Below are 23,686 nucleotides of genomic sequence, written 5' to 3'. Positions count from 1 at the left end.
CTGCAGAGCCGGGGCCTATCTTGCTTAATGCGCGCGGTCGCATGGATCCCGGCTCTGCGCAGCAGCGTTTCACGCTGCAGCGCGTCCGGGACACGAGAGTTGGGCAAGCCTAAATACGCCAGCCAACCTGCCGCATTCTGCTGCATGATTCTTTTGTTGCCTCGGCAACTAATTTATGCGAACCGTTCCAGACAAGGATGACGGCGGAAGGAACCGCCGCGTCGGATCGGAGGAAGCAATGCTCGGCAGAGAGGGCGCCGCGGGCGAGCGCCTGCGCATGCGTGAACATGACGGCGACCGCAGCTCGCTGCGTGGCCCGTCAGGTCTCGGTGCTGCCGGTCACCGCGCCGAGATTCTCGTGCAGGCGGCGCAAGAGGTCGATCAGCACCTCGCGCTCGTCCTTGTCCAGGCAGGACAACAGGCGCCGTTCGCGCTCGAATGCCGCGACGATCACCTTGTCATGGATGGCGCGGCCCTTCGCGGTCAGCGCGATCGAATGGGTGCGCCCGTCGTTGGGATCGGTGCGGATCGAGATCAGCGCCCGCTTTTCCAGGCCGGCCAGCGTCCGGCTCACCGGGCCCTTGTCGAAACCGATGACATGGCAGATGCGCGAGGCGGGGATGCCGGGCTCGATCGCCAGCAGCGACATGATCCGCCATTCCGTGACGTTGACGCCGAACTGCCGCTGATAGAACGCGGTGGCGCTGTTGGAGAGCTTGTTGGCGATGAAGGTGATGAACGCCGGGACGTAGCGGTCGAGATCGAGCGTCGGTCCCGTTTCGGCGGGCGCAGGTTTTTGGCGGGCTCTGGTCGAAGACGGCGGCATGTCGGGATTCTGTCTCGCGGCGTGTCTGGAGACCTAAGAGGAAGCGCCGCCCTTTCACAAGTTCAAAATGAGGGAGGACTTCCATGAGCACTTCCAGCTCCCCGGAAATCACCGGTTCGTCGCCTGTCCCGCATCTCGACGTCGATCCTTTCGCAATGGAGTTTTTCGCCGATCCCTATCCCACGCATGAGCTGTTGCGGGAGGCCGGACCTGTCGTCTATCTCGACAAGTGGAGCGTCTATGGCGTGGCGCGCTATGCCGAAGTTCATGCCGTGCTGAATGATCCCGCGACCTTCTGCTCCAGCCGCGGCGTCGGCCTCTCCGACTTCAAGAAGGAGACGCCGTGGCGGCCGCCGAGCCTGATCCTCGAAGCCGATCCGCCCGCGCACACCCGCACCCGCGCGGTGCTGTCGAAAGTGCTGTCGCCGACCGTGATGAAGCAGGTGCGCGACCGCTTTGCGGCGGCGGCGGAGCAACGTGTTGATGCTCTGCTGGAGAAGCGCAGCTTCGATGCGATCACCGATCTCGCCGAGGCCTATCCGCTCTCGATCTTCCCGGATGCGTTGGGCTTGAAGCCCGAAGGCCGCGAGCATCTCATCCCCTATGCGAGCCTCGTCTTCAACGCGTTCGGCCCGCCGAACCAGCTGCGGCAGGACGCGATCGCGCGCTCGGCGCCGCACCAGGCCTATGTCACCGAGCAGTGCCAGCGCGACAATCTCGCGCCCGGCGGCTTCGGCGCCTGCATTCACGCCCGTGTCGACGACGGCGAGATCACGGCGACCGAGGCGCCGCTGCTGGTGCGCTCGCTGCTGTCCGCCGGCCTCGACACCACCGTGAACGGCATCGGCGCCGCCGTCTATTGCCTCGCGCGCTTCCCCGACCAGTGGCAACGCTTGCGCGACGATCTCACGCTGGCGCGCAACGCTTTCGAGGAAGCCGTCCGCTTCGAGAGCCCGGTGCAGACGTTTTTCCGCACCACCACGCGCGAGGTCGAGCTGTCCGGCGCAACGATCGGCGAGGGCGAGAAGGTGCTGATGTTCCTCGCCGCCGCCAATCGCGATCCGCGGCGCTGGGACAAGCCGGACAGTTACGACATCACCCGGCGTTCGTCCGGCCATGTCGGCTTCGGCTCCGGCATCCACATGTGCGTCGGCCAGCTCGTCGCGCGTCTCGAGGGCGAGGTGATGCTGACCGCACTGGCGAAGCGCATCGCTGCGATCGAAATCACCGGCGAGCCGAAGCGCCGCTTCAACAACACGCTGCGTGGGCTCGACAGCCTGCCTGTGACCATCACTCCGGCCTGACGAGGAGTTCTATGCCCGCCATCACCTTCATTCATCCCGACGGCAAGTCCGAGCGTATCGAAATCAGCGTCGGCGAGAGCGCCATGCAGGCTGCCACCCGTCACGGCCTCGACGGCATTCTGGCCGAATGCGGCGGCAACGCGATGTGCGCGACCTGCCACGTCTATGTCGACGACACCTGGCTCGCGCTTTTGCCGGCAGTGGCCGATGACGAGGACGCGCTGCTCGACGGCACCGCGACCGAGCGGCTGCCGAACAGCCGCCTGTCGTGTCAGATCCACATCACGCCCGCGCTGGACGGGCTCGTGCTGAGACTGCCGGAGCGGCAAGTCTGAGTCTTCAACGTGCCGGCAACGACCGGCGCGGCATCACATCGAACAGGGGAGGGAACCATGAGACATCTGAAGTGGACGCTTGCGTTGGCGGCGAGCCTGATTGGCGGCGCGGCAAATGCCGAGATCTCGGACAACGTCGTGCGCGTCGGCGTGCTCAACGACATCTCCGGCATCTTCCAGGACACCAACGGCATGGGCTCGGTCGAGGCCGCGCGCATGGCCGCTGAGGATTTCAACGGCGGCGGCAAAGGCATCAAGGTCGATATCGTCTATGCCGATCACCAGAACAAGGCCGACGTCGGCAACGCCATCGCGCGCAAATGGCTCGATGTCGAGGGCGTCGACGCCATCGTCGACGTGCCGAACTCGGCCGTTGGCCTCTCCATCAACACGCTGCTGCGCGACAGCCGCATGACGTTTCTCGCATCGTCCACCGCGAGCTCCGATCTCACCGGCAAGGCCTGCTCGCCCAACACCATCCAATGGGTCAACGACACCTGGGCGACCGGCAACACCACGGCGGCCGCCATGGTGTCGCGCGGCGGCAAGGAGTGGTATTTCCTCACGGTCGATTTTGCGCTCGGCAAGGGCATCGAGACGGAAGCCCAGAAATACATCGAGGCGCATGGCGGCAAGGTGATCGGATCCAGCAAGCATCCGCTCGGCACGTCCGACTTCGCGTCGTTCCTGTTGCAGGCGCAGGGCTCGAAGGCGCAGGTGATCGGGCTCGCCAATGCCGGCGGCGATACCATCAACGCGGTGAAGCAAGCGGCCGAGTTCGGGATCCAGCAGGGCGGACAAAAGCTCGTCGCCTTCCTGCTCTTCATCAACGACGTCCACGGCATGGGCATCAAGGTCGCGCAAGGCCTCCAGCTCATGGAGGCCTTCTATTGGGACATGAACGACGACACCCGCGCCTTCGCCAAGCGGTTCGCCGCGCGGCCCGGCATGAACGGCAAGATGCCGAGCGGCAACCAGGCCGGAGTTTATGCCTCCACGCTGGCTTATCTCAACGCGGTCGCCGCAACCGGCAGCGACAATGCCAAGGATGCCGTGCCCGAGATGAAGAAGTTCAAGGGCAAGGACAAGCTGTTCGGCGACACCACGATCCGCCAGGATGGCCGCGTCGTGCATCCGATGTATCTGTTCGAAGTGAAGAAGCCGGAGGAGTCGAAATATCCGTACGACTATTACAAGCTGGTCTCGACGATCTCCGCGGAGCAGGCGTTTCGACCGCTGGCGGAGGGTGGCTGCGGGTTGGTGAAGTGATCGTAGCCAAGAGCGTAGCTGCACCCTCTCCCCTTGCGGGAGAGGGTGGCTTCGCGTGAGCGAAGGCGGGTGAGGGGTTCTATCCTCACGAATGGTCTTGCGAGTGGAGAGAACCCCTTATCCGGCGCTTCGCGCCACCTTCTCCCGCAAGGGGAGAAGGAAACAACCTACACCACCTTGCTGCTTCCCTGCGTGATCAGCCGCGCGGCGCGCTGGTCGCGGGCGTAGATCCAAAGCCAGCTCAACGCGACGCTGAGGCGGTGGCGCAAGCCGATCAGGAAGTAGATGTGGGCGATGCCCCAGATCCACCACGCGATGGTGCCGCGCAATTTGATGCGCCCGAAGTCGATCACCGCGAGCCGCTTGCCGATCTGCGCGAGGCTGCCGGAGTGCTTGTAGCGGAACGGGCCGGTCGGCTCCTGGCGCAGCCGCGCCTTGATGGTCTCGGCCACGTGGCGGCCCTGCTGCTTGGCGGCCGGCGCGATGCCGGGCACAGGCTTGCCGTCCCAGGCGTTGATCAAGACGGTATCGCCGATCGCAAAGATTTCGGGATGACCGGGGATGGTAAGATCGTCTTCGACCTGCACGCGCCCGGCACGATCGGCCGGTGCGCCCAGCCACTCGGCCGCGGGCGAGGCGCGCACACCGGCGGCCCAGATTCGTGTCTTGGCTTCGAGCAGCTTGCCGCCGAACACTACGCCCTCGCGATTGATCTCGGTGACGGCCTGTCCGAGCACGACCTCGACACCGATTTTTTCCAGCGAGGCCTGCGCATAGGCCGAGAGATCATCGGGAAAGCCTGCGAGCACGCGCGGGCCGGCCTCGATCAGCACCACCCGCGCCTTGTTGGTGTCGATGTTGCGGAAGTCGGCGGGCAATGTGTGGTGCGCCATTTCGGCGATGGTGCCAGCGAGCTCCACGCCGGTGGGGCCGGCGCCGACGATGACGAAAGTCAGTCGCGCCGCGCGCTTTTCGGGATCGGTCTCGCGCTCGGCGCGCTCGAACGCCACCAGGATGTGACGGCGCAGCGTCGTCGCGTCCTCCAGCGTCTTCAGGCCTGGCGCGAACTGTTCCCATTCGTCGTGGCCGAAATAGGCATGCCGCGCGCCGGTGGCGAGCACCAGCGTGTCGTAAGGCACCTCGCTGCCGTCGTCGATCAGTACGCAGCGCCTGCCGGCGTCGATGCCGCTGACGGTCGCAAACAGCGTCGTCACATCGCGCCGGTCGCGCATCAGGTGCCGGACCGGCCATGCGATCTCGCTGGTGGCGAGCGAGGCGGTGGCGACCTGGTAGAGCAGCGGCTGGAACAAATGATGGTTGCGACGGTCGATCAGCGTGATCTCGACCGGGCTGCCGGCAAGCCGGTAGGTCGTCTCCAGCCCGCCGAAACCGGCTCCGACGATGACGACGCGATGCGGTGTCGTGGTCATGACGGCGGCCCTTCGTACCTAGCTTTGTGCCCTCCATCTATTTAGCAAGGACCGGGTCCTCATCCAATACCGCAGCTGATTGCTCAAGGTCTCCGAGCTCAAGGCCGTAGCCACACCGGACTCTCGGTCGAGATGCCCTTCCAGTCAGTACTTGGTGATCAAAACGCGCAGCAGAAGAAGATAGGCAATAAACGCCAAAACGCGGGCGAGAACCTCCCTTGTCGTTTCTGCCGTGCACGTTGCCAGGTCCGAGCAAGAGGGGACGTGGATGATTCGCCACGCGAGCCAGCCGCCCAGCCACAAGACGAGAGCCACGACGATCGGGAATATGATGCGGGATGATTTTCCCAGGATTCTGGACCAGAGCGGCTGACTTGTTGCGAAACCCCCCAAGTCGTCGAGAAAACTCCTCTGTGTCTTCCTTTGCTGCTGCGTCCTGGGCTTGTTCAGCCAGGGGATTTCTCCCGTCACGACGAAACTTGCAATGTCGCCCCAGTGCAATTCGCGGATGGCCGCATCATGGGTACCTTCCACATATTGCAGTTGCAGAACCCGCTTGCTACTCAGGGCTTCGCGGGCAGCCGCCAGCGTCCCGGCCTGCCGAAGCGGATAGGCCTTATAGAAGCCATCATGGCCGGCGCCTCCAAGATCAATAGGCCTGAGCCATTGCATTGCCTTCGGGAACGCCGCCACGACCCAATCGCTCGTCGCAACATAGTTGAGGACTCTTTCGAGTCTTGGCGCCTGGCATAGCTCTTGCGGATCGGGTGTTGCCAGAGCGTCCCAGTCGCAATCGCTGCGCACCACGCTGCCGGCGAACACGATTCGGTTGAATCTCGCTGCCGGGTAGTCCTTGAGCGCTCTGGCGACGAGATAGGTGCCGTTGGAATGGCCGACATAGGAGAACCTGGCGTTGGGGTAACGAACCTTTGCCTCAGTGTACTGATCCATCAGCCAGGCTACCTTCCGGATCCGAACGGGCTGCAGGACAAAGGGCGCCATCGCGAAATAGCCGTAGCTCGCTGTCACGGAGCGATAGGGAAGCTTGTTGAGTTGCTTTGGTTTGGTTGGATCGGTCCGGGCGAACTGCTTGACGCGGCGCGCGATCTTCTGGGTCCAAAAGCCCTTATCGCGGATACCATGGATGACGAAGACGACGTCGGTGACGTCCCACGCGGGTTCATCCGGCATCACATCCGAGACGTCTTCCCAGGCGATCGCAATGTTTTTCAACTCTTCGCGGCTCTTGGTGAGAGCCACCGTGAACTGAAAATAGCGCTGATGCTTGGGGTCGTCCCAGTCGAGCGCACGTTTCTCGCTGACGGCTCCATCGTGGTGAGGCGGCCGCTCCATGTCTATGATCTTCGCGTGCGTGGAGTGAGGGACCTCCTGGACGAAGTAGTTGCTGTTCTCCATCTCGACGCTGTTGTCGAGCATGTCGTCCGGCGACACCGTGTCATCCTGTGTGCCCAGAAGCTGGATCAGGTCGAAGTCGGGCTGGAGTTTTCGACAGACGTCCTCAAACCGTGCGGAATCTGACGTCGCCGGTTTCCACTTCCCTTGCAGGCACATTTGCCGCATCACAAGCGCGAGCCATTGCAGCCGGGTCTGGACCAAGAAGGGAGCGCCGCGCCGCACGCTGAAGACCGTAAAGGGCTTTCCTGTCGTCCATGCAACGAGTTCGCCGTAAACCTCGAGCACGCCCCAGGTGAATGCTTGCCACCAGCTCTTGGCGGACGCGACGGACCAGCCGCGGCTCAAGCCAGCCAGCATGATGATGCGCTTGATGGCAGGCGCGAAGTCACTGGGGGCTCGGTAGGCCTCGAACGCAGGCTCGAACGGCGTGCCGGGCGTTTCGCCATACGCCAGAATGGTGATCTTGCGGACGATCACGCCGCCGATGCTGTGTCCTACCAGTGTAATCTCCCCGTAGGCTCTCTGATCCTCGCGCTCATTCCGCTGCTGCCAGAACTTGCGGATGGCGCACATCTGTTCTCTGACGATGTCTTGGATGGGCCTGCGCGAGAGGGTGCCGATCACGCCGCCATAGCTGAGATTCGGACAGTAGATGTCTGCATGCTTCTTCTCGGCACGAATGGCCGCCAGCACGCCTGCCATCGCCTTCCTGGAGAGGCTAAGGCCGTGCAAAACAACAATCAGCTCCAGGCTATCGCCGTGCTTCTCAAATCCCGTTTCGTTCATGGAATTACCTCGCGAAAAATGCGCCGCAATGGTTCGAGGAAATCGCTGCCCATCTGAGCGGCAAATGCTTCCGAACGCTATAGGGATCATGATGCGCGGGTGCACGTTGAGCGTGCGCCCTCGCCGGGCGAGCGGACAGACATGGCGTCGCAGGGCACGCAAGTAGAATTATATTTCTTGCTATCGCCGATCGCGGCGAAATATGGTGCAGGGGCGGGCGCTGAGCCATTGGCGGCGCGACAGATTTTGCGTTCAATAGAGATGACCCGGGGCGGCAATCACCCCGCTTCCGGGCATAATAATATGGAGGGGAGTGGTTATGAGGACGGCATTCTGGCTGGCGGGCGCAGCGGCGCTGGTGCTGGCAGGCCCGGCATTCGCCGGCGACACCATCAAGATCGGGTTCGTTTCGACCTTCAGCGGCCCGACTGCCGTGATCGGCAACGACATGCGCAACTCCTTCGAGCTCGCGCTCGATCACCTCGGCCGCAAGATGGACGGCAAGCCGGTCGAGGTGATCTACGAGGACGACGGGCAGAAGCCCGACGTCGGCAAGCAGAAGACCGAGAAGCTGGTGCAGTCCGACAAGGTCGATTTCATCGTCGGCTACATCTGGTCGAACGTGCTGCTGGCCTCGCTGAAGACCGCGGTGGACTCGCAGACCTTCCTGATCTCGGCCAATGCAGGCCCGTCCCAGCTCGCCGGCGAGCTCTGCTCGCCCTATGTGTTCTCGACCTCCTGGCAGAACGACCAGACGCCGGCCGCCATGGGCCTCTACATGAACGCGAACGGCGTCAAGAGCGTGTTCCTGATCGGCCCGAACTATGCTGCGGGCAAGGACATGCTCTCGGGCGTGAAGAGCACCTTCAAAGGCGAGATCAAGGGCGAGGAGTATACGGTCTGGCCGAGCCAGCTCGACTTCTCCGCCGAACTGGCGAAAGCCCGTGCCTCCGGCGCCGAATCGATCTTCGTGTTCTATCCCGGTGCGGCCGGCGCGCAGTTCCTCAATCAATATGTCCAGGCCGGCCTCAAGAGCACCATGCCGCTCTACACCGCCTTCACTGTCGACGAGACGACGTTGCCGTTGCAGAAGGAGAATGCGTTCGGGGTGTCTGGTGCGCAGGAGTGGGTGAACGACCTCCCGAACGAGCAGAACAAGAAGTTCGTCGCCGACTACCGCAAGAAATATCCGGGCGCCCGGCCGAGCTATTACGGTGCGCAGGCCTATGACGCGGCGCAGCTCATCAATAGCGCGGTGGTCGCCGTCGGCGGCGACACCAGCAAGAAGGATGCGATGAAAGCCGAGATGGAGAAGGCCAACTTCAAGTCGCTGCGCGGCCCTTTCAAATACGGCAACAACCACATCCCAATCCAGAACTTCTATTTGCAGGACGTGGTGAAGGGCGCCGGGGGCGAGCTTACGCTGAAGACCGCCGCCACCATCGTCACGGCCGACCAGGACCGCTTCCACGACAAGTGCCCGATGAAGTGAGCTGATTGCTTCTCCCTCTCCCCGTTCTTAAGGGGAGAGGATAGGGGTGAGGGGCTGTCTCTACGAGCTGCCCAGTCGCCGAACTCTCACGTTCTCACCACGTCATTGCGAGCGCCGCGAAGCAATCCAGAATCTTTCTGCGGAGGAATTCTGGATTGCTTCATCGCAAGGCTCCTCGCAATGACGGCGTGGAGAGATTCTACACCCGCGGCATGCTCACAGGCCGCACCTCTCGGGCCTGCGCCGCAAGCCTGATGCCGGCATTGGCCGCGCCGAATCCCTGATAGTCCCTTCGCTCCACGATCTCGAAAAAGAAGCGCTCGTCGAAGATGTGGGTATAGACCTGGAAGAACTCCCCGTCGCCTTCGCGATCGTAGAGAATGTGGTTGGCGCGCAGCTGGGCCATCAGCTCGGGTGGGAGGTCGTATTTGGCTTCGATGTCGTCGTAGTAATTGTCGGGGATATCCAGGAAATCCGCGCCGCGCTTGCGCATCTCCGCGACCGCCGCAAAGATGTCCCGGCATGTGAACGCGACGTGCTGCACGCCCGAGCCGAAAAACTCCGAGATGAAGCGGGCCGGCAGCGTGCGGTTAGCGGATGAGCCGTTGAGCACGAAGCGCAGGCTTTGGTCGCCGTTGATGACGGCCTGGCTTTGCACGAGGCCCCTGGGATCGGCGATCTCCATCTGCGGCAGCCGCTCGAGGTCGAGGATGCCGGTGTAGAACAGCAGCCACGACAGCATCTCGTCATAGGGCATCGACTGCGCGATGTGATCGACGGCGAGCAGGGCGTCGGCGCCGGCGTCGCTCGGTACCTGTTCGAAATCCGTGTCCCAGTTCTTGCCGGCCTGGTCCAGGAAGTAAAGCAGGCTGCCGCCGACGCCGTGGATCGCGGGGATCTCCAACTCGCCCGGTCCGACCGGCTGGTAGAAGGTGCGCGCTTTCAGTGTCTCGGCGCGCTGCATAACAAGGCCGGCATTGTCGACATCGAGCGCGATGGCGCAGACGCCGGGGCCATGCGTCACGTAGTGCGAATGCGCAAAGCCGTCGGTCTCGGAGTTGACGACGAGCTCGACCTTGCCCTGCGACCAGCGCTCTACCGCCTTGCTGCGATGCTTGCCGGTCTTTCGGAAACCGAGCTGCGAAAGCAGGCGGGCGAGTTCGCCGGCCTTGGTCTCGTTGACGGCAAACTCGATGAATCCCGTGCCTCCACTTTTGGGCTTGGGCGCCAAGGGTTCGCTGATGAGCTTTGGCCAATCCGGTGCAAGCTGGTCCTCCAGCAGGATCAGCGAACGCAGGCCGTCGACCGCGGTCTGCACGGCCGAGCCGGCGCGGAACTGGTCGTTGAAGATCTCCAGCGACAGTGGCCCGGCGTAGCCGGTCGCCGCGATCGCCGCCATGAACTCGCCGACCGGGAGATCGCCCTGGCCGGGGAAGGAGCGGAAGTGCCGGCTCCACGACAAGATGTCGAGCTCGAGCTTCGGCGCATCCGCAAGCTGGACCAGGAAGATCTTGTCACCGGGGATCGAGGCCATCGCGCGGACCGGAAAGCCGGGGGCCAGTGCGTGAAAGCTGTCGAGGATGATTCCGATCGCGGGGTGATCGGCACGGCGCACGATCTCCCAGGCGTCGCGGTAGTCGTTGACGTGGCGTCCCCAGGCCAATGCCTCGTAGCCGACGCGCAAAGATCGTTTGGCCGCGCGCTCGCCGAGCTCGCGAAAATCATCCGCGGCGCGGTCGATGCCGCCGAGCGAGGCCGGCGACACGTTGGAGCAGATCAGCAGCAGGTCGGTGCCGAGCTCCTGCATCAGGTCGAACTTGCGTTCGGCGCGGGCAAAGTTGCGCGACCGCTGCGGCTCCGGCATGCCCTCGAAATCGCGGAACGGCTGAAACGCACAGATCTCGAGATTGAGGCCCCGGCAGAGCTTTGCGATGTCACGCGGGCCGGCGCCGAACGACAGCAGATCGTTCTCGAAAATCTCGACGGCGTCGAAGCCGGCGGCTGCAATGGCGCGGAGCTTCTCGTCGAGGGCGCCGGAGAGAGAGACCGTTGCGATCGAGCGTTTGGTCATGCTGCGTTCTCCTCCATCGCTCCGCCCAGGAACAATTGTCCGATGCGGGGATCATTCAAAATGCGCTTCGCGCCGTCGATCATGCGGGTCTGGCCGAGTTCGAGCACGATGCCGATGTCGGAAATCTCCAGCGCCGAGCGTGCGTTCTGCTCGATCATCAGAATGGTGACGCCGCGGTCGCGCAGGGATTTCAGGATATCGAAAGTCTGCTGCACCATCAGCGGTGACAGGCCGATCGAGGGTTCGTCGATCAGCACGAGCTTCGGCTCGAGCAGCAGCGAGCGGGCGATTTCGAGCTGTTTCTGCTCGCCGCCGGACAGCGTGGAGGCCTGCTGCGTCGATTTCCGCCGCAGCGCCGGGAACAGGTCGAGAGCGGCCTCGATCCGGCTCCGCAGGTCGATGCCCTTGCCCGCCGAAACGCCGCCAAGCTCGATGTTGTGGCGCACCGACAGCTCCGGAAAGATGTTGCGGCCCTGCGGCACGTAGCAGATGCCGGCATTGAGCAGCGCGCGCTGGCTCAAATGGGTGACGTCGCGGCCGGCGAAGTTGATCTTGCCCTCGCGCAGCTTGAGCAGGCCGAAGATCGCCTTGAACACGGTGGATTTGCCGGCGCCGTTCGGGCCGATGATGGTGGTGATGGTGGCCTGCGGCACGGCGAAGGTGGTGCCGTTCAGGATCGTCATCTTGCCGTAACCGCCGACGAGATTGTGAACCGAAAGGATCGGATCGCTCATGATGGCTCTCCCTAGTGTCCGAGATAGGCTTCGATCACGGCAGGGTTCTTGCGGACCTCGTCGGGCCGTCCCATCGCCAGCACCTTGCCTTCCGCCATCACCATCACGCGCGAGCACAGCGACATCACGAATTCCATGTTGTGCTCGATCACGACGAAGGTGGCGTTCTTCTCGCGGTTGATCGCCACCAGCCGCTCCTTCAAATCCGTCAACATCGACGGGTTGACGCCGCCGGCGGGCTCGTCGAGCAGCACCAGCCGCGGTCCGCCCATGAAGGCCATGGCGGCGTCGAGCAGTTTTTGCTGGCCATAGGATAAACCGCAGGCCGGCTCGTCGGCGAGATGATCGAGCTTGAAAAAGCCGATCATCTGGTTGGCGGCCTCCGTGAGGCCGGCATCGGAGCGGCCGACCAGCCGCGAGGCCATGCTGCCCTGGTGCTCCTGGCCTGCGAGGATCAGGTTCTCGCGCACCGAGAGTTTTGGGAACACCTGCAGAAGCTGGAAGGTGCGGCTGACCCCGAGCTTGTTGAGCTCGGCGGGGCGCAAGCCCGTGACGACCTTGCCGTCGAGCTTGACCTCGCCGCCGCTCGGCGTGAGCTGGCCGAGGATGCAGTTGAACAGGGTCGACTTGCCGCAGCCGTTCGGTCCGATCAGGCCGAGGATCTCGCCCTCGCGGACGTCGAAAGAGACGCCGCCGACGGCGCTGATGCCGCCAAAATTCTTCTTGATGTCGGTGACTTCGAGGACAGCGCTCATTGCACCGTCTCCAGCCGGGACTTTGCGACGGCGCGCTGAGCCGAGGCCGCTTTGGTTCGGCGCTCGGCGAGATAGCGGTCGAGGATTCCCAAAATGCCGGTCGGTGACCAGATCAGCAGCCCCATCACCGCGATCGCGTAGAGCATCAGATAATAGCCCTCGGTGAAGCGTAGCCATTCCGGCAGCAGCACCGCGATCATCGCGCCGAGGAACGGACCCAGGAAGAATCCGGCGCCGCCGACGATCACCATCATCAGGAGGTCGAGCGAGAGCGACAGGTTGAACGGCACGGGATCGATATATTGCGTCAGCGGCGCGTAGAACGCGCCGGCGACCCCGCCGAGCGCGGAGCCGATCGCGAACGCCATCAGCGTATAGCGTCGCGTGTCAACGCCTAGCGACTGCGCCCGTAGCGGGTTTTCGCGCAGCGCCATGAAGGCGCGGCCCCAGGGCGAGCGGATCAGCCACCACACTGCGAGCGACACGATCGCGAGCGAGCCGAGACAGACATAGTAGAACGGCAGCGGCTTGTTGGTCGCGATGCCGAAAATATGGGGCCGCGGAATGTTGGAGATGCCGTAGATGCCGCCGGTGAGCCAGCTCTCGTTGCGAAACACCAGGAAGGCCAGCGTAGAGAAGGCGAGCGTGACGAAGGCGAGGTAGTGGTGCTGGACCCGCAGCGCCGGATAGCCGAGCACCCAGCCGACCGCGAAGCTCAAGGCCATCGCGACGACGATCGCCGCCGGCAGCGGCCAGCCATGGGTGGTCATGATCGCCGCGGCGTAAGCGCCGATGCCGACGAAGGCGCCCTGTGCCAGCGACACCTGGCCGGCATAACCGAGCGTGAGGTTGAGGCCCATTGCGGCGATGGCCATCACCGCCCACTGGCTCAGGATGAACAGGCCGTAGCGGTTGAAGTTCATGGGGGCAACGATCAGCGCAGCGATGACGACGAGGCCGAACGCGATCTTGAGAGGTTTGGCGAAGCCGCTCATACGGTGCGTTCCTCGGCGCGGCCGAGCAAGCCCTGCGGCCGGAACAGGATGACGGCGATCAGGAAGATCATCGGCACGGCGGCGCGGTACTGCGTCGAGACATAGGCGGCCGCGAGATTGTCGAGCACGCCGATCAGGAGACCGCCTGCGATCGCGCCGCGTACCTGGTTGAACCCGCCGACGATCGCGGCGATGAAGGCGGCCTGGCCCAGCACCTCGCCGGACGTGAATTTCGCGAGGTAGATCGGCGTGATCAACAGCGAGGCGAGAGCGACCAGGAATGCGTTGATCAGGAAAGTCAGGAGAATCATCCGTTCGACGGGGACGCCGATGATGCGCGCCACCGTCGGGTTCTGCGCCGCCGCCTGCATCTGGTGGCCGAGCGAGGTGCGGTTGAGAAGCGCAGTCAGGCCGAAGACGGCAAGGATGGCGAGGACGAGGACGCCGATGCTTTGCAGCGAGACGGCATGGCCGAGGATGGAGACGTCGCCGGTCGGCACGATCGAGGGGAAGGGTGAGGCTTCGGCGCTGAAGAACTGCTTTACGGCCTCCTTGAGGCCGATCGCGAGCGCCATGGTCGCGATCGCGAGCGGCAGCACGCCGTGGCGCATCATCGGATCCACCAGCAGCATCTTGAAGGCGAGGCCGAGCAAAAGCATCGAGAGCAGGATGCCGAGGATGATCGCGAGCCAGAACGGCGCGCCGGCATGCATCGCCGCCAGCATCAGGAACGCCGGCAGCATCACGAACTCGCCCTGCGCGAAATTGATGGTCTGCGATGTCTGCCACAGCAGCGTGAAGCCGACCGCGACCAGCGCATAGATCGCTCCGGTGGCAAGTCCCGCGACCAGAAGATCGAACAGATTGGACATTTTCCCCTCTCTCTCTCCTGCCTCTCCCCGCTTGCGGGGAGAGGGTCGGGGTGAGGGGGAGCCTCCGCGAGGTCGCTGAGAGTTGGACTCGTGGAGGCTCCCCCTCACCCGGAATTTGCTTGCGCAAATTCCGACCTCTCCCCGCACGCGGGGAGAGGCGAAGAACACCTCACTTCACCTTCGGCAGCACCTGCTTCACGATCTGCTTGCCTTCGACCACCTCGACCAGAAAGCTCTGGCGGTCGATGTCGCCGGTGTCGCTGAAGGTGACGTCCATCAGGATGCCCGGCTCGTCAGCGGCCTTGATAGTCAGGCCGTGCAGGGTGTCGGCGAACGCCTTGGAATCGACCTTGCCCATCTTGTCGGTGGTGGCCTTCACCATGTAGACGGCGAGATAGCCTTTCAGCCCATTATGGTCGGGCACGTAATTGTACTTCTTCGCGAACTTGTCGCGAAACGCCTTGATCAGGTCGACCGGCGCATCGGTGGTGAGACCGACATGGCCGCGCGCGCCGTTGGCGGCATCGCCCGCGAGCTCGATCACCTTCTGCCCGATCAGCGTGGTTTCGCCCATCAGCGGCGCGGTGACGCCCTGGCGCTTCAGCTCCTTGAGGATGCGCGCGCTCTCTTCCTCGTTCAAATAGACGAACACGGCGTCGGGATTGGCGGCCTTGATCTTGCCGACGTCGGCGGCGAAATCGACTTGACCCGCTTCGGTGGAGAGATCGGCGACGACCTTGGAGCCGAGACGGTCGAGCTCCTTGACGACGACATCGCGACCGCCGCGGCCAAAATCATTGTTGACCCAGACCACCGCGACCGACTTCGCCTTCATGTCGTCGTGAATGTATTTGGCGACCTTCGGCATCGACGATTGCTGGCCGAACGAGGTGCGGAACAGGAATTTGTTTCCGCCTTGCGTCAGCTCGGCGGCTTCGCCGCCCATGATCTGCGCGATGCCGGCCTCGGCCGCCAGCGGCGCGGTCACCTTCACGGACCCGGAATAGCCGGGTCCGAGCAGCACATAGGGCTCGGCGTCCAGCGCCTTCTGCACCTGCGCGCGCGCGACGCCCGGGTTGGATTGCGAATCCGCATGAGTGACTTCCAGCTTGCGGCCGAGCACGCCGCCCTTGGCGTTGATCTCCTCGATCGCGAGATCGATGCCGTTCTTCCAGTTGGTGCCGACGGTAGCGCCGCCGCCGGACAGCTCGGCGACGTCGGCAAGCTTGATCGCCTGGGCGTGGACGCTGGATGCAGTCGCGAAGGCAAGCAGGGCGCCCGCCAGAATGGTCGATTTCATGGTCTCTCCTCCCATTTTTCGTTGATGTTGTGCGCGGCCTTGTGTCCGGCCGCTTCGGTTACGCTGCGTGATAGGCCGGACTTCGTGCCGCCATCACCTCGTCGAATGCCTCTCCCATGATCTCGGTGGATGGGGCAAGGCCAGTGAACAGTTCGAAAGCGTCGGCGGCCTGGTAGATCGCAAGCTCCCGGCCGGTCATGATCCGCGCGCCCTTGGCTTGGGCAGCCGCCAGCAGCGGCGTGATCAGCGGCGAATAGACGGCGTCGGCGACCCACAGGTTCTGACGCAACAGCGTCGGCGCGACCGGCGTTTCCCGGTTCGGCAGCATGCCGACCGGCGTGCCGTTGACGAGGCCGGTTGCGCCGTCGAGCGCGTCCTCGATGCTTGCGGCGACCCTGGCGCCACCCTGCTTGACGAGCAGCGCGGCGAGTTTTTCGGCGCGTGCCGGCTCGCTGTCGAAGATGCGGATGTCGGTCACGTCAAGGCTCGCCAGCGCAAAGGCGATTGCCTTGCCGACGCCGCCGGTGCCGATCACGGCGACCGCGTTTCCAGAGGCCGCCAGCAGCGGCGCGACGGCGCGCGCAAAGCCCGTCGTGTCGGTGTTGTGGCCGATCAGCCGGCCGTTGCTGACGACGACGGTGTTGACCGCCCCCATCGCGGCCGCGCCCGGTGCCAGTTCATCGAGCAGCGGGACCACCGCCTCCTTGTACGGAAACGTGACGTTGACGCCGGCAAAGCCGAGGCGCCGCACGCCTTCCAGCATCATGGCGAGCTCGGCCGAGCCGGCGCCGGCCACTTCGATGAGCTGATAATGTCCGCGCAGGCCAAGCCCCTCCGCGGCGCGCTCATGCATGGCGGGGGAGGCGGAATGCGCGATGGGTGCGCCGATCAGGCCGGTCAGGAGCTTTTTGGATGCGGCAGGTCCGCGCTTTGACATGGTTCGCTATCGTCTCGTTGGGAGCGTTTGGTCCCGGCCACTAGCGGGGAAATCCGCTCAATTCCAAGGGGCTTCCCCTGGCAACGATAGCCTTTCCTCGGCCTAACACAATTACCCTTTTGTCCTGCAAACCTAACATAATGTTATCTCTTCCGCCCCCGTGGCGGCGCGGCCCTGCCTTTGCCCCGCGACGGCTCGACCGCGCGCATCTCCGCGCGCAGGGACTCGATGAAATACTCGACATGAAGCGACAGCGGCGCGCCGCGCTTCACCGCGATATAGGTCTCGAATCGCGTCGGCTCGGTGATCTTGATCAGTTCGATGCCGGGATAGCCCCCATGGGCCACCGTGAACTGGTCGATGATGGCGATGCCGAGCCCTGCCTTCACCAGCGCGCAGACCGTGGTGCCGAAGCGGGCGCGGATGGTGATGTTGTACTCGAGGCGGTGGCGCGCGAAGATCTCGGCCATGATCCGCCCGTAGGGATCGTTGGGATCGATGCCGATCAGCGGATAGCGGGTGATCTCGGCGGCGGAGACCTGCTTGCGGCCGGCGAGCTCGTGGCCCGGCGGCACGATGCAATAGAGCTCGCCCGAGGCGAGCGGCATGAAGTCGAGCCCGGAATGCTCCAGGCGGTAGCTCATCGCCACGCACTCGCCGCGGCCGAGCATGAGGTAGTCGATGGCTTCCTCGAGCTTTAGAATGTTGATATCGATGCCCAAATCCGGATAGCGCCGCCGGACCCGCTCGATTGCGCGCGGCACCATGACTTGCGAAATGCTCGGCACCGAGCCGATGCGCAGCTCCGACAATCCGCCGCGTCCGATCTTGGAGATAATCTCGGAGAGGTCGTCGACCTTCTTGTAGACGCCATTGATCTGCTCGAAGATGTTCTCGGCTTCCGGCGTCGGGAAATAGCGGCCGTTCTGGCGCTGGAAGAAGCGGATGCCGAGCGAGCGCTCGGTGTATTTGACGAGGCGGCTGATGCCCGGCGCCGAAACGTTCAGCAGCTTCGCCGCGCCGCCGATAGTGCCCGTCACCATCACGGCACGGATCACTTCAACCTGGCGCAGCGTCATCATTTTCTGGGCATCCGAATGATCATCGTTGGCGGCGCTGAGTTTCCCCCTCCCCTTGTGGGGGAGGGTGGACCGCCGCGATAGGGCGAGACGGGTGAGGGGTTCTCTCCCCGCGCGAGCCTCGCGCATTTGAACGCGTGGAAACAACCCCTCATCCGGCGCCATGGCCGATCCGAAGCATCGGCGTTTTGTTTTAAGAACGGCGGTCGAAGGCCGCCTACGCCACTTCTCCCACAAGGGGAGAAGGAAGGAAACATTCGCGTTCGGTTCAGATCAGAGCAAGGCATGGCACCGAACGGACCGTTCGTGCGCTCACGGCAATTGCGTGCTAGCTCGCCGGTCCGTCCGGCGAGGCGCTCTCGGCCGGCTTGCTGCGCTCGCTTTGCAGCACCCCGCGTGCGAACTCGATGATCTTTTGCTTGTTTGCCGTTTCGCGGACGGCGAAAAATACGCGGTTGAGTTCCAGGCCGAGCACGCTGTTGAGGGCGATGTCCTCGTCTTCCATCGTGGTTTCCCCGCTTCAGACATTGCAGGTGTAACTTGACGTCACTTCTTCCACAAGTAGATTAAGCCTTCGGGGTCAATGAGATACCGGGAAACTACGGAAGCGGTGAATTGAGGCAGTCGCCAGGACGTGCTATACCAATAGCAAGGGTCAGGAAACGCACCGATGTCCGCCGTGGATTATGGCCGGGAAGCGCTCGACTTCATTGAGGGGCTTGGAGCCTATACCAAGGTTCCGGACGTCATGGATGCGCTTGCGACCGCGTTCGGGCGCTACGGCTTCGAGCACATCATCGTAACCGGCTTGCCGAATCCCGATCAGCGTTTTTCCCAGATGGTGCTCGCCAAGAAGTGGCCGGCGGAGTGGTTCAGCCTCTATACCCAAAAAGGCTACGACCGCGTCGATCCCGTGATCCGCAAATGCCGGCAGACGGTGAACCCTTTCGAGTGGTCCGAGGCGCCGTACGATCCAGAGCTGGAGCCGGGCGCGGTAGAGGTGATGCGGCGCGCTGCCGATTTCCGTATGTCGCGCGGCTTCGTCGTGCCGATCCACGGATTGACCGGCTACGAGGCCGGCGTCTCGCTCGGTGGCGTTCACCTCGATCTCAATGCGCGCAGCAAGCCGGCGCTGCACCTGATCGGCATGTACGGCTTCGATCACATTCGCCGCTTGCTCGATCCGGCGCCGCATCGATCGATGCGCCTTACCCCGCGCGAGCGCGAGGTGCTCGCCTGGGCTTCGCAGGGCAAGTCGGCTTGGGAAATCGGTGAGATCCTGCACATCACGCAGCGCACCGCCGAAGAGCATCTCGCAACTGCCGCGCGCAAACTTGGTGCCGTCAACCGGACGCATGCGGTTGCGATCGCAATCCGCCACAGAATCATCACCCCCTGAAATCCGCGCCTACTGGGAAATTTCCCAGTAGTCGCTTTGGCCGCTTTCCGTGAGTGTTCCCCTTATTTCGAACAACGGGGGAATAAATGATTCATGTGATTTCTGCCGCCAACCGGCACCTCTACGAGGACGTTCTCGAGCAACATTTCAGGGTGCGTCACGAGATTTTTGTCGAGGAGCGGAAATGGGAGGCGCTGCGCAAGCCCGATCGCCGCGAGGTCGATACCTACGACAATGAGGACGCGGTTTACCTGCTGGCGCTCGAAAATCGCCGGGTGCTCGGCGGCTCCCGCCTGTATCCTACCACCAAGCCGACGATGATGAGCGAGGTCTTCCCGCATCTCGCTGCAGTGCGCGGTTGCCCCTCGAACCCGTTGGTATGGGAGTGGTCACGTTTCTTCGTTTCGCGCGAGCGCCGCGATGGCGCGTTCAATTGGCAATTGATGGCAGCGGCACAGGAGTTCTGTCTCGATCAGGGCATCGAGCGTCTCTGTCTTGTCATGGAGACCTGGTGGCTGCCGCGCTTCCACGAGATCGGATTCATCGTCACGCCGCTGGGATTGCCGGCGCTGGTCGAGAATTCCTGGACGATGGCGGCCACGATCGAGATCCGTCAAGAGTCGCTGGATGCCGTGTGTGACCGTATCGGGATGACAAACGTCGTGCATCAGGACGGTCCGCGTATCGATTGCATAGCCCTTGCCAACCTCTGCGGCCTCGCTGCCGCGCAACGAAAGAGCGCCTGAGATGTCGAACATGATGCGGGACAGCCAGATCATGGCTCAGATCAAGGACGAAAATCTCGGCTACATGTCCGACATGGCGCTTGAGCTCGCGCAGATGGCGGAAGACACCGGACTGGCGACGCTCGCCTATCTGTTCCGGATGGCGGCGCTGGAGGCCTCGACCGCCAATAGCGTGCTTGCCGAGCCGGATGACCTTCCCCGGCAGATGACGTCGCACTAGGCGTCTCCATCCCATACGTTGCGACGAATTTCACACCCTCTTTCCGGCAACGGAGGGAGGGTGATCCGCTTTGGGTGCGGCAGGTTGACCCATCCTGCGCGGCAGTCTTCTTGCAGGGCAAATTACAGGGCCAGGATCGATCGCATGCATCGGCATGCAACAAAGTGCATGTTTGGTGTCGAATCGCTCTTGCCTCGGAACGATACTGCCATTACCCATTTTTCCGCCTTGTAGAGGCAGGGGGAGCTCTTTCACTGATGGCGACCGTGTTCGAACATCGGCGCGAACCTGCGTGCGCCTGAAAGAGTTTTGATGCTGCTCGTCGTCGAACAGTTCTTGAACGGATTGCAGTTTGGCCTGCTGCTGTTCCTGCTCGCCGCCGGCCTGACGCTGGTGTTCGGGATCATGGATCTCGTCAACCTAGCGCACGGCTCGCTCTACATGATGGGCGCCTATTTCGCCGCGACCTTCGCAGCCTGGACCGGCAGCTTCCTGCTCGGCGCGCTGCTGGCGCTCGGCGCGACGCTCGTGCTCGGCATCGTGCTCGAGATGACCGCACTGCGGCATCTTTATGGACGCGACCATCTCGACCATGTGCTCGCGACCTTCGGCCTGATCCTGTTCTTCAATGAAGCCGTGCGGCTGATCTGGGGCCCGGCCGGGCTTGCGCTGCCGCTCCCGGCATGGCTCACCGTGCCGGTGCCGATCCTGCCGGGCATTCACTATCCCGCTTATCGCCTCGCCATCATCGTCGTGGCGCTGCTGGTTGCGCTGCTGCTCTATCTCGGCGTGATGCGCACCCGCATCGGCATGCTGATCCGGGCCGGTGCTTCCAATCGCGAGATGATCGGTGCGCTCGGCATCAACATCAAGCTGCTCTACACCCTGGTGTTCGGCCTCGGTGCCGCGCTCGCCGGTCTTGCCGGATTGATGCAGGCGCCGATCCTCACCGTGCAGATCGGCATGGGCGAGAACATCCTGATCCTCGCCTTCGTCATCATCGTGATCGGCGGCATCGGTTCGATCCGCGGCGCGTTCCTGGCCGCGATCTTCGTCGGCATGATCGACACGCTCGGCCGCGCCTTCCTGCCCAATTTGTTGCGGCAGGTGCTGAGCGGCGCCGCCGCCTCCACCGCCGCGCCCGCGCTGTCGTCCATGCTGATCTATCTGCTGATGGCGATCGTGCTGGTGGTACGTCCGGAGGGGCTGTTTCCGGCCAATCGCCGATGAAGGCTTTCACTGTGAGCAAGGCCGTCACGGCCCTGATGCTGGCGGGCCTCGTGCTGCTCCCGCTCTATTCGCAAGCTTCCGGCAACGTCTTCATCCTGACGCTGTTCACCCGCATCGTCATCCTGGCGCTGGCGGCCGCGAGCCTCAACCTCATCATGGGTTTTGGCGGCATGATGAGTTTTGGCCACGCCGCTTATCTCGGCATCGGCGGTTACGCGGTCGGCATGCTGGCGCAGGAAGGCGTCGGAAGCGGCTTCATCCAGTTTCCCGTCGCGCTCGCGGCGTCCGCGACTTACGCGCTGGTGATCGGCGCGCTCTCGCTTCGCACGCGTGGCGTTTACTTCATCATGATCACGCTCGCCTTCGCGCAGATGGCCTATTATGTCGCCTCGGGGCTGGCGCGTTACGGCGGCGATGACGGCCTCACCGTCTACAAGCGCAGCGACTTCTCCGGGCTGATCAATCTGTCGAACCGCACGCAGTTCTATTATCTCTGCCTCGCCTGCCTGTTCGGCGTGGTCTTCCTGATCTGGCGCATCGCCAATTCGCGCTTCGGTCTCGTCCTGCAGGGCCTGCGCTCCAACGAGCAGCGCATGCAGGCGATCGGCTTTCCCTCGAAACGCTACCAGCTGGTCTGCTTCGTCATCTCCGGCATGATGTGCGGCCTTGCCGGCGCGCTGCTCGCCAACAACACCGATTTCGTCAGCCCGGCCGTGATGTACTGGACGCGCTCCGGCGACCTCATGGTGATGGTGATCCTCGGGGGCATGGGCACGCTGTTCGGTCCGGTCATCGGCGCGGTGGTGTATTTGCTGCTGGAAGAGTTCCTGTCGCAGCTAACCGAATACTGGGCGCTGATCATGGGCCCGCTGCTGCTGCTGATCGTGCTGTTTGGCCGCGGCGGCATCATGGGCCTGCTCGGGAGGCTCAATCGTGGCTGAGCCGCTGCTCCGCGTCGACAAGCTGGTGCGCCGCTTCGGCGGCATCGTTGCGACCGACAACGTCTCGCTCGACGTCGCCGCGGGTGAGCTGCACGCCATCATCGGCCCGAACGGCGCCGGCAAGACCACGCTGATCAGCCAGCTCACCGGGCATCTGGAGCCGCATTCCGGCAGCGTCTCGCTGGCGGGGCGCGACATCACCTATCTGCCGGCCTATCGCCGCTGCGCACTGGGCCTGGCACGTTCGTTCCAGATCACCTCGCTGCTGCTCGATTTCACCGCCGCCGACAATGTCGCGCTCGCGGCGCAAGCGCATGCCGGCACCTCGTTCCGCTTCTTCGCCAATGCACGCAAGGAGAAGGGCCTGCGCGATGCCGCGCATGCCGCGCTCGACCGCGTCGGTCTCGCTCATCGTGCCGATGTGCTGGTGTCCAGGCTCAGTCATGGCGAGCGTCGCCAGATCGAGCTGGCGGTTGCGCTGGCAAGCAAGCCGAAGCTTTTGCTGCTCGACGAGCCGATGGCGGGCCTCGGAGTCACCGAATCTCAGCGCATGGTGCAGCTGCTGCAGGAGCTGCGCAAAGAGGTATCGATCGTGCTGGTCGAGCACGACATGCCGGCGGTGTTTGCGCTCGCCGACCGCATCTCGGTGCTGGTCTATGGTCGCGTCATCGCCTCCGGCGATCCGGCCGCGATCCGGGCGAACGAGGATGTCAAGCGCGCCTATCTCGGCGAGGCGCATGTGGTGACGCACCATGTCTGAAAAAGGGATGGGTGACACGCTGCTCGAGGTCGACGGCATCGAGACCTGCTACGGCCTGTCCCAGGTGCTGTTCGGCCTGTCGCTGTCGGTCAAATCAGGCGAGATGGTCTCGCTGATGGGCCGCAACGGCATGGGCAAGACCACAACCATCCGCTCCATCATGGGCCTGACGCCGGCGCGCGCGGGCAGCATCCGCTTTGCGGGCTCCGAAGTGCGGACGCAACCGTCCTACCGGATCGCAAAGCTCGGTGTCGGCCTCGTCCCCGAGGGGCGGCAGATCTTCCCGAACCTCACCGTGCGCGAAAACCTGGTCGCGGCCGCCGCCGATCGTTTCGACAGCAGCAATCCCTGGACGCTGGCGGCGATCTACGTGATGTTTCCACGCCTCGCCGAGCGCGCCTCCAACATGGGCAACCAGCTCTCCGGCGGCGAGCAGCAGATGCTCGCAATCGGCCGCGCACTGATGACCAACCCGAAGCTCCTCATCCTGGATGAAGCGACCGAAGGCCTGGCACCCCTGATCCGCGAAGAGATCTGGAGCTGCCTGTCGCTGCTCAAGAGCCGGGGACAGTCGATCCTGGTCGTTGACAAGAACGTCGACCACCTCGCCCGCATCTGCGACCGCCACACCATCATCGAGCGCGGCAAGACGGTGTGGAGCGGCACCTCGGACGAGCTGTTGGCTGAGCCGGATCTGCAGCACAAATATCTGGGGATTTGAGGCTGGGCGGTGAGGTGAGTTACGCCGTGGCCGCTTCCCTTGGTGTGGTCCTGGCGAAAGCCAGGACC

Annotated in this window: 23 protein-coding genes; 11 read left to right on the top strand and 12 right to left on the bottom strand. The window is 63.6% G+C overall.

Annotated features, from left to right (window positions below; translation table 11 throughout):
• Nucleotides 1-319: 319 nt before the first annotated feature.
• Nucleotides 320-826 carry a MarR family winged helix-turn-helix transcriptional regulator gene (locus tag AC0L3C_RS28805; protein ID WP_473284388.1) on the bottom strand — a complete coding sequence of 169 codons (507 nt, stop codon included), beginning with the start codon at nt 824-826 and terminating at the stop codon, nt 320-322.
• A gap of 83 nt (nt 827-909) precedes the next feature.
• Here AC0L3C_RS28805 and AC0L3C_RS28800 point away from each other — a divergent pair, with 83 nt between their 5' ends.
• From AC0L3C_RS28800 to AC0L3C_RS28790, 3 genes are read left to right on the top strand one after another with little or no spacing between them, the layout of a single operon-like run.
• Nucleotides 910-2,130 (top strand): cytochrome P450, encoded by a 1,221-nt coding sequence (locus AC0L3C_RS28800; protein WP_473409593.1) that lies wholly within the window; start codon nt 910-912, stop codon nt 2,128-2,130.
• 11 nt (nt 2,131-2,141) lie between these two features.
• Entirely contained in the window at nt 2,142-2,465 is a 324-nt protein-coding gene (locus AC0L3C_RS28795) for a 2Fe-2S iron-sulfur cluster-binding protein (RefSeq protein WP_473409592.1), read from the top strand.
• A gap of 57 nt (nt 2,466-2,522) precedes the next feature.
• Complete coding sequence (locus AC0L3C_RS28790) at nt 2,523-3,734, top strand: ABC transporter substrate-binding protein (RefSeq protein ID WP_473265858.1); 1,212 nt, start codon at nt 2,523-2,525, stop codon at nt 3,732-3,734.
• 167 nt (nt 3,735-3,901) lie between these two features.
• On the opposite strand, the gene AC0L3C_RS28785 is transcribed toward AC0L3C_RS28790, so the two are convergent.
• Together AC0L3C_RS28785 and AC0L3C_RS28780 are read right to left on the bottom strand one after the other, a co-directional pair.
• Nucleotides 3,902-5,164: an NAD(P)/FAD-dependent oxidoreductase gene (locus tag AC0L3C_RS28785; RefSeq protein WP_473265859.1), complete on the bottom strand. Its 1,263-nt coding sequence runs from the start codon at nt 5,162-5,164 to the stop codon at nt 3,902-3,904.
• A 144-nt stretch (nt 5,165-5,308) separates the two neighbouring features.
• Nucleotides 5,309-7,366, bottom strand: a complete 2,058-nt coding sequence (locus AC0L3C_RS28780) for an alpha/beta fold hydrolase (protein WP_473409591.1) — start codon at nt 7,364-7,366, stop codon at nt 5,309-5,311.
• Nucleotides 7,367-7,685: 319 nt separating this feature from the next.
• On the opposite strand from AC0L3C_RS28780, the gene AC0L3C_RS28775 reads away from it, so the two are divergent.
• The gene (locus tag AC0L3C_RS28775; RefSeq protein WP_473265860.1) at nt 7,686-8,858 is read left to right on the top strand and encodes an ABC transporter substrate-binding protein; all 1,173 of its coding nucleotides are present in this window, start codon (nt 7,686-7,688) and stop codon (nt 8,856-8,858) included.
• A gap of 199 nt (nt 8,859-9,057) precedes the next feature.
• On the opposite strand, the gene AC0L3C_RS28770 is transcribed toward AC0L3C_RS28775, so the two are convergent.
• From AC0L3C_RS28770 to AC0L3C_RS28730, 9 genes are all read right to left on the bottom strand, one after another.
• Nucleotides 9,058-10,929, bottom strand: coding sequence for a bifunctional sugar phosphate isomerase/epimerase/4-hydroxyphenylpyruvate dioxygenase family protein (locus AC0L3C_RS28770; RefSeq protein WP_473409590.1), 1,872 nt, complete (start codon nt 10,927-10,929; stop codon nt 9,058-9,060).
• Nucleotides 10,926-11,663 carry an ABC transporter ATP-binding protein gene (locus tag AC0L3C_RS28765; protein WP_473409589.1) on the bottom strand — a complete coding sequence of 246 codons (738 nt, stop codon included), beginning with the start codon at nt 11,661-11,663 and terminating at the stop codon, nt 10,926-10,928. Before AC0L3C_RS28765 ends, AC0L3C_RS28770 begins: the two co-directional genes overlap by 4 nt.
• An 11-nt stretch (nt 11,664-11,674) precedes the next feature.
• Nucleotides 11,675-12,418 (bottom strand): ABC transporter ATP-binding protein, encoded by a 744-nt coding sequence (locus tag AC0L3C_RS28760; protein ID WP_473409588.1) that lies wholly within the window; start codon nt 12,416-12,418, stop codon nt 11,675-11,677.
• Nucleotides 12,415-13,413 (bottom strand): branched-chain amino acid ABC transporter permease, encoded by a 999-nt coding sequence (locus tag AC0L3C_RS28755; RefSeq protein WP_473409587.1) that lies wholly within the window; start codon nt 13,411-13,413, stop codon nt 12,415-12,417. The genes AC0L3C_RS28760 and AC0L3C_RS28755 overlap by 4 nt, the downstream gene beginning before the upstream one ends.
• Complete coding sequence (locus AC0L3C_RS28750; protein WP_007615760.1) at nt 13,410-14,285, bottom strand: branched-chain amino acid ABC transporter permease; 876 nt, start codon at nt 14,283-14,285, stop codon at nt 13,410-13,412. The genes AC0L3C_RS28755 and AC0L3C_RS28750 overlap by 4 nt, the downstream gene beginning before the upstream one ends.
• 169 nt (nt 14,286-14,454) lie before the next feature.
• Entirely contained in the window at nt 14,455-15,585 is a 1,131-nt protein-coding gene (locus AC0L3C_RS28745; protein WP_473409586.1) for an ABC transporter substrate-binding protein, read from the bottom strand.
• Nucleotides 15,586-15,643: 58 nt separating this feature from the next.
• Complete coding sequence (locus AC0L3C_RS28740) at nt 15,644-16,522, bottom strand: shikimate dehydrogenase (RefSeq protein ID WP_473409585.1); 879 nt, start codon at nt 16,520-16,522, stop codon at nt 15,644-15,646.
• 143 nt (nt 16,523-16,665) lie between these two features.
• Nucleotides 16,666-17,604, bottom strand: a complete 939-nt coding sequence (locus AC0L3C_RS28735; RefSeq protein WP_473265867.1) for a LysR family transcriptional regulator — start codon at nt 17,602-17,604, stop codon at nt 16,666-16,668.
• Nucleotides 17,605-17,929: 325 nt separating this feature from the next.
• A complete protein-coding gene (locus AC0L3C_RS28730; RefSeq protein ID WP_007597932.1) occupies nt 17,930-18,106 on the bottom strand; it encodes a hypothetical protein in 177 nt (58 codons plus the stop codon).
• Between the two features lie 165 nt (nt 18,107-18,271).
• Here AC0L3C_RS28730 and AC0L3C_RS28725 point away from each other — a divergent pair, with 165 nt between their 5' ends.
• The 7 genes from AC0L3C_RS28725 to AC0L3C_RS28695 all read left to right on the top strand — a co-directional run bounded on the left by AC0L3C_RS28725 (nt 18,272) and on the right by AC0L3C_RS28695 (nt 23,618).
• Nucleotides 18,272-19,000, top strand: coding sequence for a helix-turn-helix transcriptional regulator (locus tag AC0L3C_RS28725; protein WP_473265868.1), 729 nt, complete (start codon nt 18,272-18,274; stop codon nt 18,998-19,000).
• A gap of 86 nt (nt 19,001-19,086) precedes the next feature.
• Nucleotides 19,087-19,746, top strand: a complete 660-nt coding sequence (locus tag AC0L3C_RS28720; protein ID WP_473265869.1) for an acyl-homoserine-lactone synthase — start codon at nt 19,087-19,089, stop codon at nt 19,744-19,746.
• A gap of 1 nt (nt 19,747) precedes the next feature.
• Nucleotides 19,748-19,966, top strand: a complete 219-nt coding sequence (locus tag AC0L3C_RS28715) for a hypothetical protein (protein ID WP_027514447.1) — start codon at nt 19,748-19,750, stop codon at nt 19,964-19,966.
• Nucleotides 19,967-20,278: 312 nt separating this feature from the next.
• A complete protein-coding gene (locus tag AC0L3C_RS28710; protein WP_007615745.1) occupies nt 20,279-21,196 on the top strand; it encodes a branched-chain amino acid ABC transporter permease in 918 nt (305 codons plus the stop codon).
• Nucleotides 21,193-22,137, top strand: a complete 945-nt coding sequence (locus tag AC0L3C_RS28705) for a branched-chain amino acid ABC transporter permease (RefSeq protein ID WP_473265871.1) — start codon at nt 21,193-21,195, stop codon at nt 22,135-22,137. Before AC0L3C_RS28710 ends, AC0L3C_RS28705 begins: the two co-directional genes overlap by 4 nt.
• On the top strand, nt 22,130-22,897 hold the full coding sequence (locus AC0L3C_RS28700) for an ABC transporter ATP-binding protein (RefSeq protein WP_473409584.1): 768 nt from the start codon (nt 22,130-22,132) through the stop codon (nt 22,895-22,897). Before AC0L3C_RS28705 ends, AC0L3C_RS28700 begins: the two co-directional genes overlap by 8 nt.
• Entirely contained in the window at nt 22,890-23,618 is a 729-nt protein-coding gene (locus AC0L3C_RS28695; RefSeq protein WP_473409583.1) for an ABC transporter ATP-binding protein, read from the top strand. The genes AC0L3C_RS28700 and AC0L3C_RS28695 overlap by 8 nt, the downstream gene beginning before the upstream one ends.
• The last annotated feature ends 68 nt before the right edge of the window (nt 23,619-23,686 follow it).

The sequence above is a fragment of the Bradyrhizobium sp. WSM4872 genome (assembly GCF_055811715.1).
The sequence above is the reverse complement of the archived record's forward strand: the minus strand, read 5'-3'. Positions and strand labels throughout refer to the sequence as shown.

What these genes read in the sequence shown, in the direction of transcription:
- AC0L3C_RS28805 (WP_473284388.1), bottom strand. Translation starts at nt 826, where the DNA reads ATGCCGCCGTCTTCGACCAGAGCCCGCCAAAAACCTGCGCCCGCCGAA.
- AC0L3C_RS28800 (WP_473409593.1), top strand. Translation starts at nt 910, where the DNA reads ATGAGCACTTCCAGCTCCCCGGAAATCACCGGTTCGTCGCCTGTCCCG.
- AC0L3C_RS28795 (WP_473409592.1), top strand. Translation starts at nt 2,142, where the DNA reads ATGCCCGCCATCACCTTCATTCATCCCGACGGCAAGTCCGAGCGTATC.
- AC0L3C_RS28790 (WP_473265858.1), top strand. Translation starts at nt 2,523, where the DNA reads ATGAGACATCTGAAGTGGACGCTTGCGTTGGCGGCGAGCCTGATTGGC.
- AC0L3C_RS28785 (WP_473265859.1), bottom strand. Translation starts at nt 5,164, where the DNA reads ATGACCACGACACCGCATCGCGTCGTCATCGTCGGAGCCGGTTTCGGC.
- AC0L3C_RS28780 (WP_473409591.1), bottom strand. Translation starts at nt 7,366, where the DNA reads ATGAACGAAACGGGATTTGAGAAGCACGGCGATAGCCTGGAGCTGATT.
- AC0L3C_RS28775 (WP_473265860.1), top strand. Translation starts at nt 7,686, where the DNA reads ATGAGGACGGCATTCTGGCTGGCGGGCGCAGCGGCGCTGGTGCTGGCA.
- AC0L3C_RS28770 (WP_473409590.1), bottom strand. Translation starts at nt 10,929, where the DNA reads ATGACCAAACGCTCGATCGCAACGGTCTCTCTCTCCGGCGCCCTCGAC.
- AC0L3C_RS28765 (WP_473409589.1), bottom strand. Translation starts at nt 11,663, where the DNA reads ATGAGCGATCCGATCCTTTCGGTTCACAATCTCGTCGGCGGTTACGGC.
- AC0L3C_RS28760 (WP_473409588.1), bottom strand. Translation starts at nt 12,418, where the DNA reads ATGAGCGCTGTCCTCGAAGTCACCGACATCAAGAAGAATTTTGGCGGC.
- AC0L3C_RS28755 (WP_473409587.1), bottom strand. Translation starts at nt 13,413, where the DNA reads ATGAGCGGCTTCGCCAAACCTCTCAAGATCGCGTTCGGCCTCGTCGTC.
- AC0L3C_RS28750 (WP_007615760.1), bottom strand. Translation starts at nt 14,285, where the DNA reads ATGTCCAATCTGTTCGATCTTCTGGTCGCGGGACTTGCCACCGGAGCG.
- AC0L3C_RS28745 (WP_473409586.1), bottom strand. Translation starts at nt 15,585, where the DNA reads ATGAAATCGACCATTCTGGCGGGCGCCCTGCTTGCCTTCGCGACTGCA.
- AC0L3C_RS28740 (WP_473409585.1), bottom strand. Translation starts at nt 16,522, where the DNA reads ATGTCAAAGCGCGGACCTGCCGCATCCAAAAAGCTCCTGACCGGCCTG.
- AC0L3C_RS28735 (WP_473265867.1), bottom strand. Translation starts at nt 17,604, where the DNA reads ATGATGACGCTGCGCCAGGTTGAAGTGATCCGTGCCGTGATGGTGACG.
- AC0L3C_RS28730 (WP_007597932.1), bottom strand. Translation starts at nt 18,106, where the DNA reads ATGGAAGACGAGGACATCGCCCTCAACAGCGTGCTCGGCCTGGAACTC.
- AC0L3C_RS28725 (WP_473265868.1), top strand. Translation starts at nt 18,272, where the DNA reads ATGTCCGCCGTGGATTATGGCCGGGAAGCGCTCGACTTCATTGAGGGG.
- AC0L3C_RS28720 (WP_473265869.1), top strand. Translation starts at nt 19,087, where the DNA reads ATGATTCATGTGATTTCTGCCGCCAACCGGCACCTCTACGAGGACGTT.
- AC0L3C_RS28715 (WP_027514447.1), top strand. Translation starts at nt 19,748, where the DNA reads ATGTCGAACATGATGCGGGACAGCCAGATCATGGCTCAGATCAAGGAC.
- AC0L3C_RS28710 (WP_007615745.1), top strand. Translation starts at nt 20,279, where the DNA reads ATGCTGCTCGTCGTCGAACAGTTCTTGAACGGATTGCAGTTTGGCCTG.
- AC0L3C_RS28705 (WP_473265871.1), top strand. Translation starts at nt 21,193, where the DNA reads ATGAAGGCTTTCACTGTGAGCAAGGCCGTCACGGCCCTGATGCTGGCG.
- AC0L3C_RS28695 (WP_473409583.1), top strand. Translation starts at nt 22,890, where the DNA reads ATGTCTGAAAAAGGGATGGGTGACACGCTGCTCGAGGTCGACGGCATC.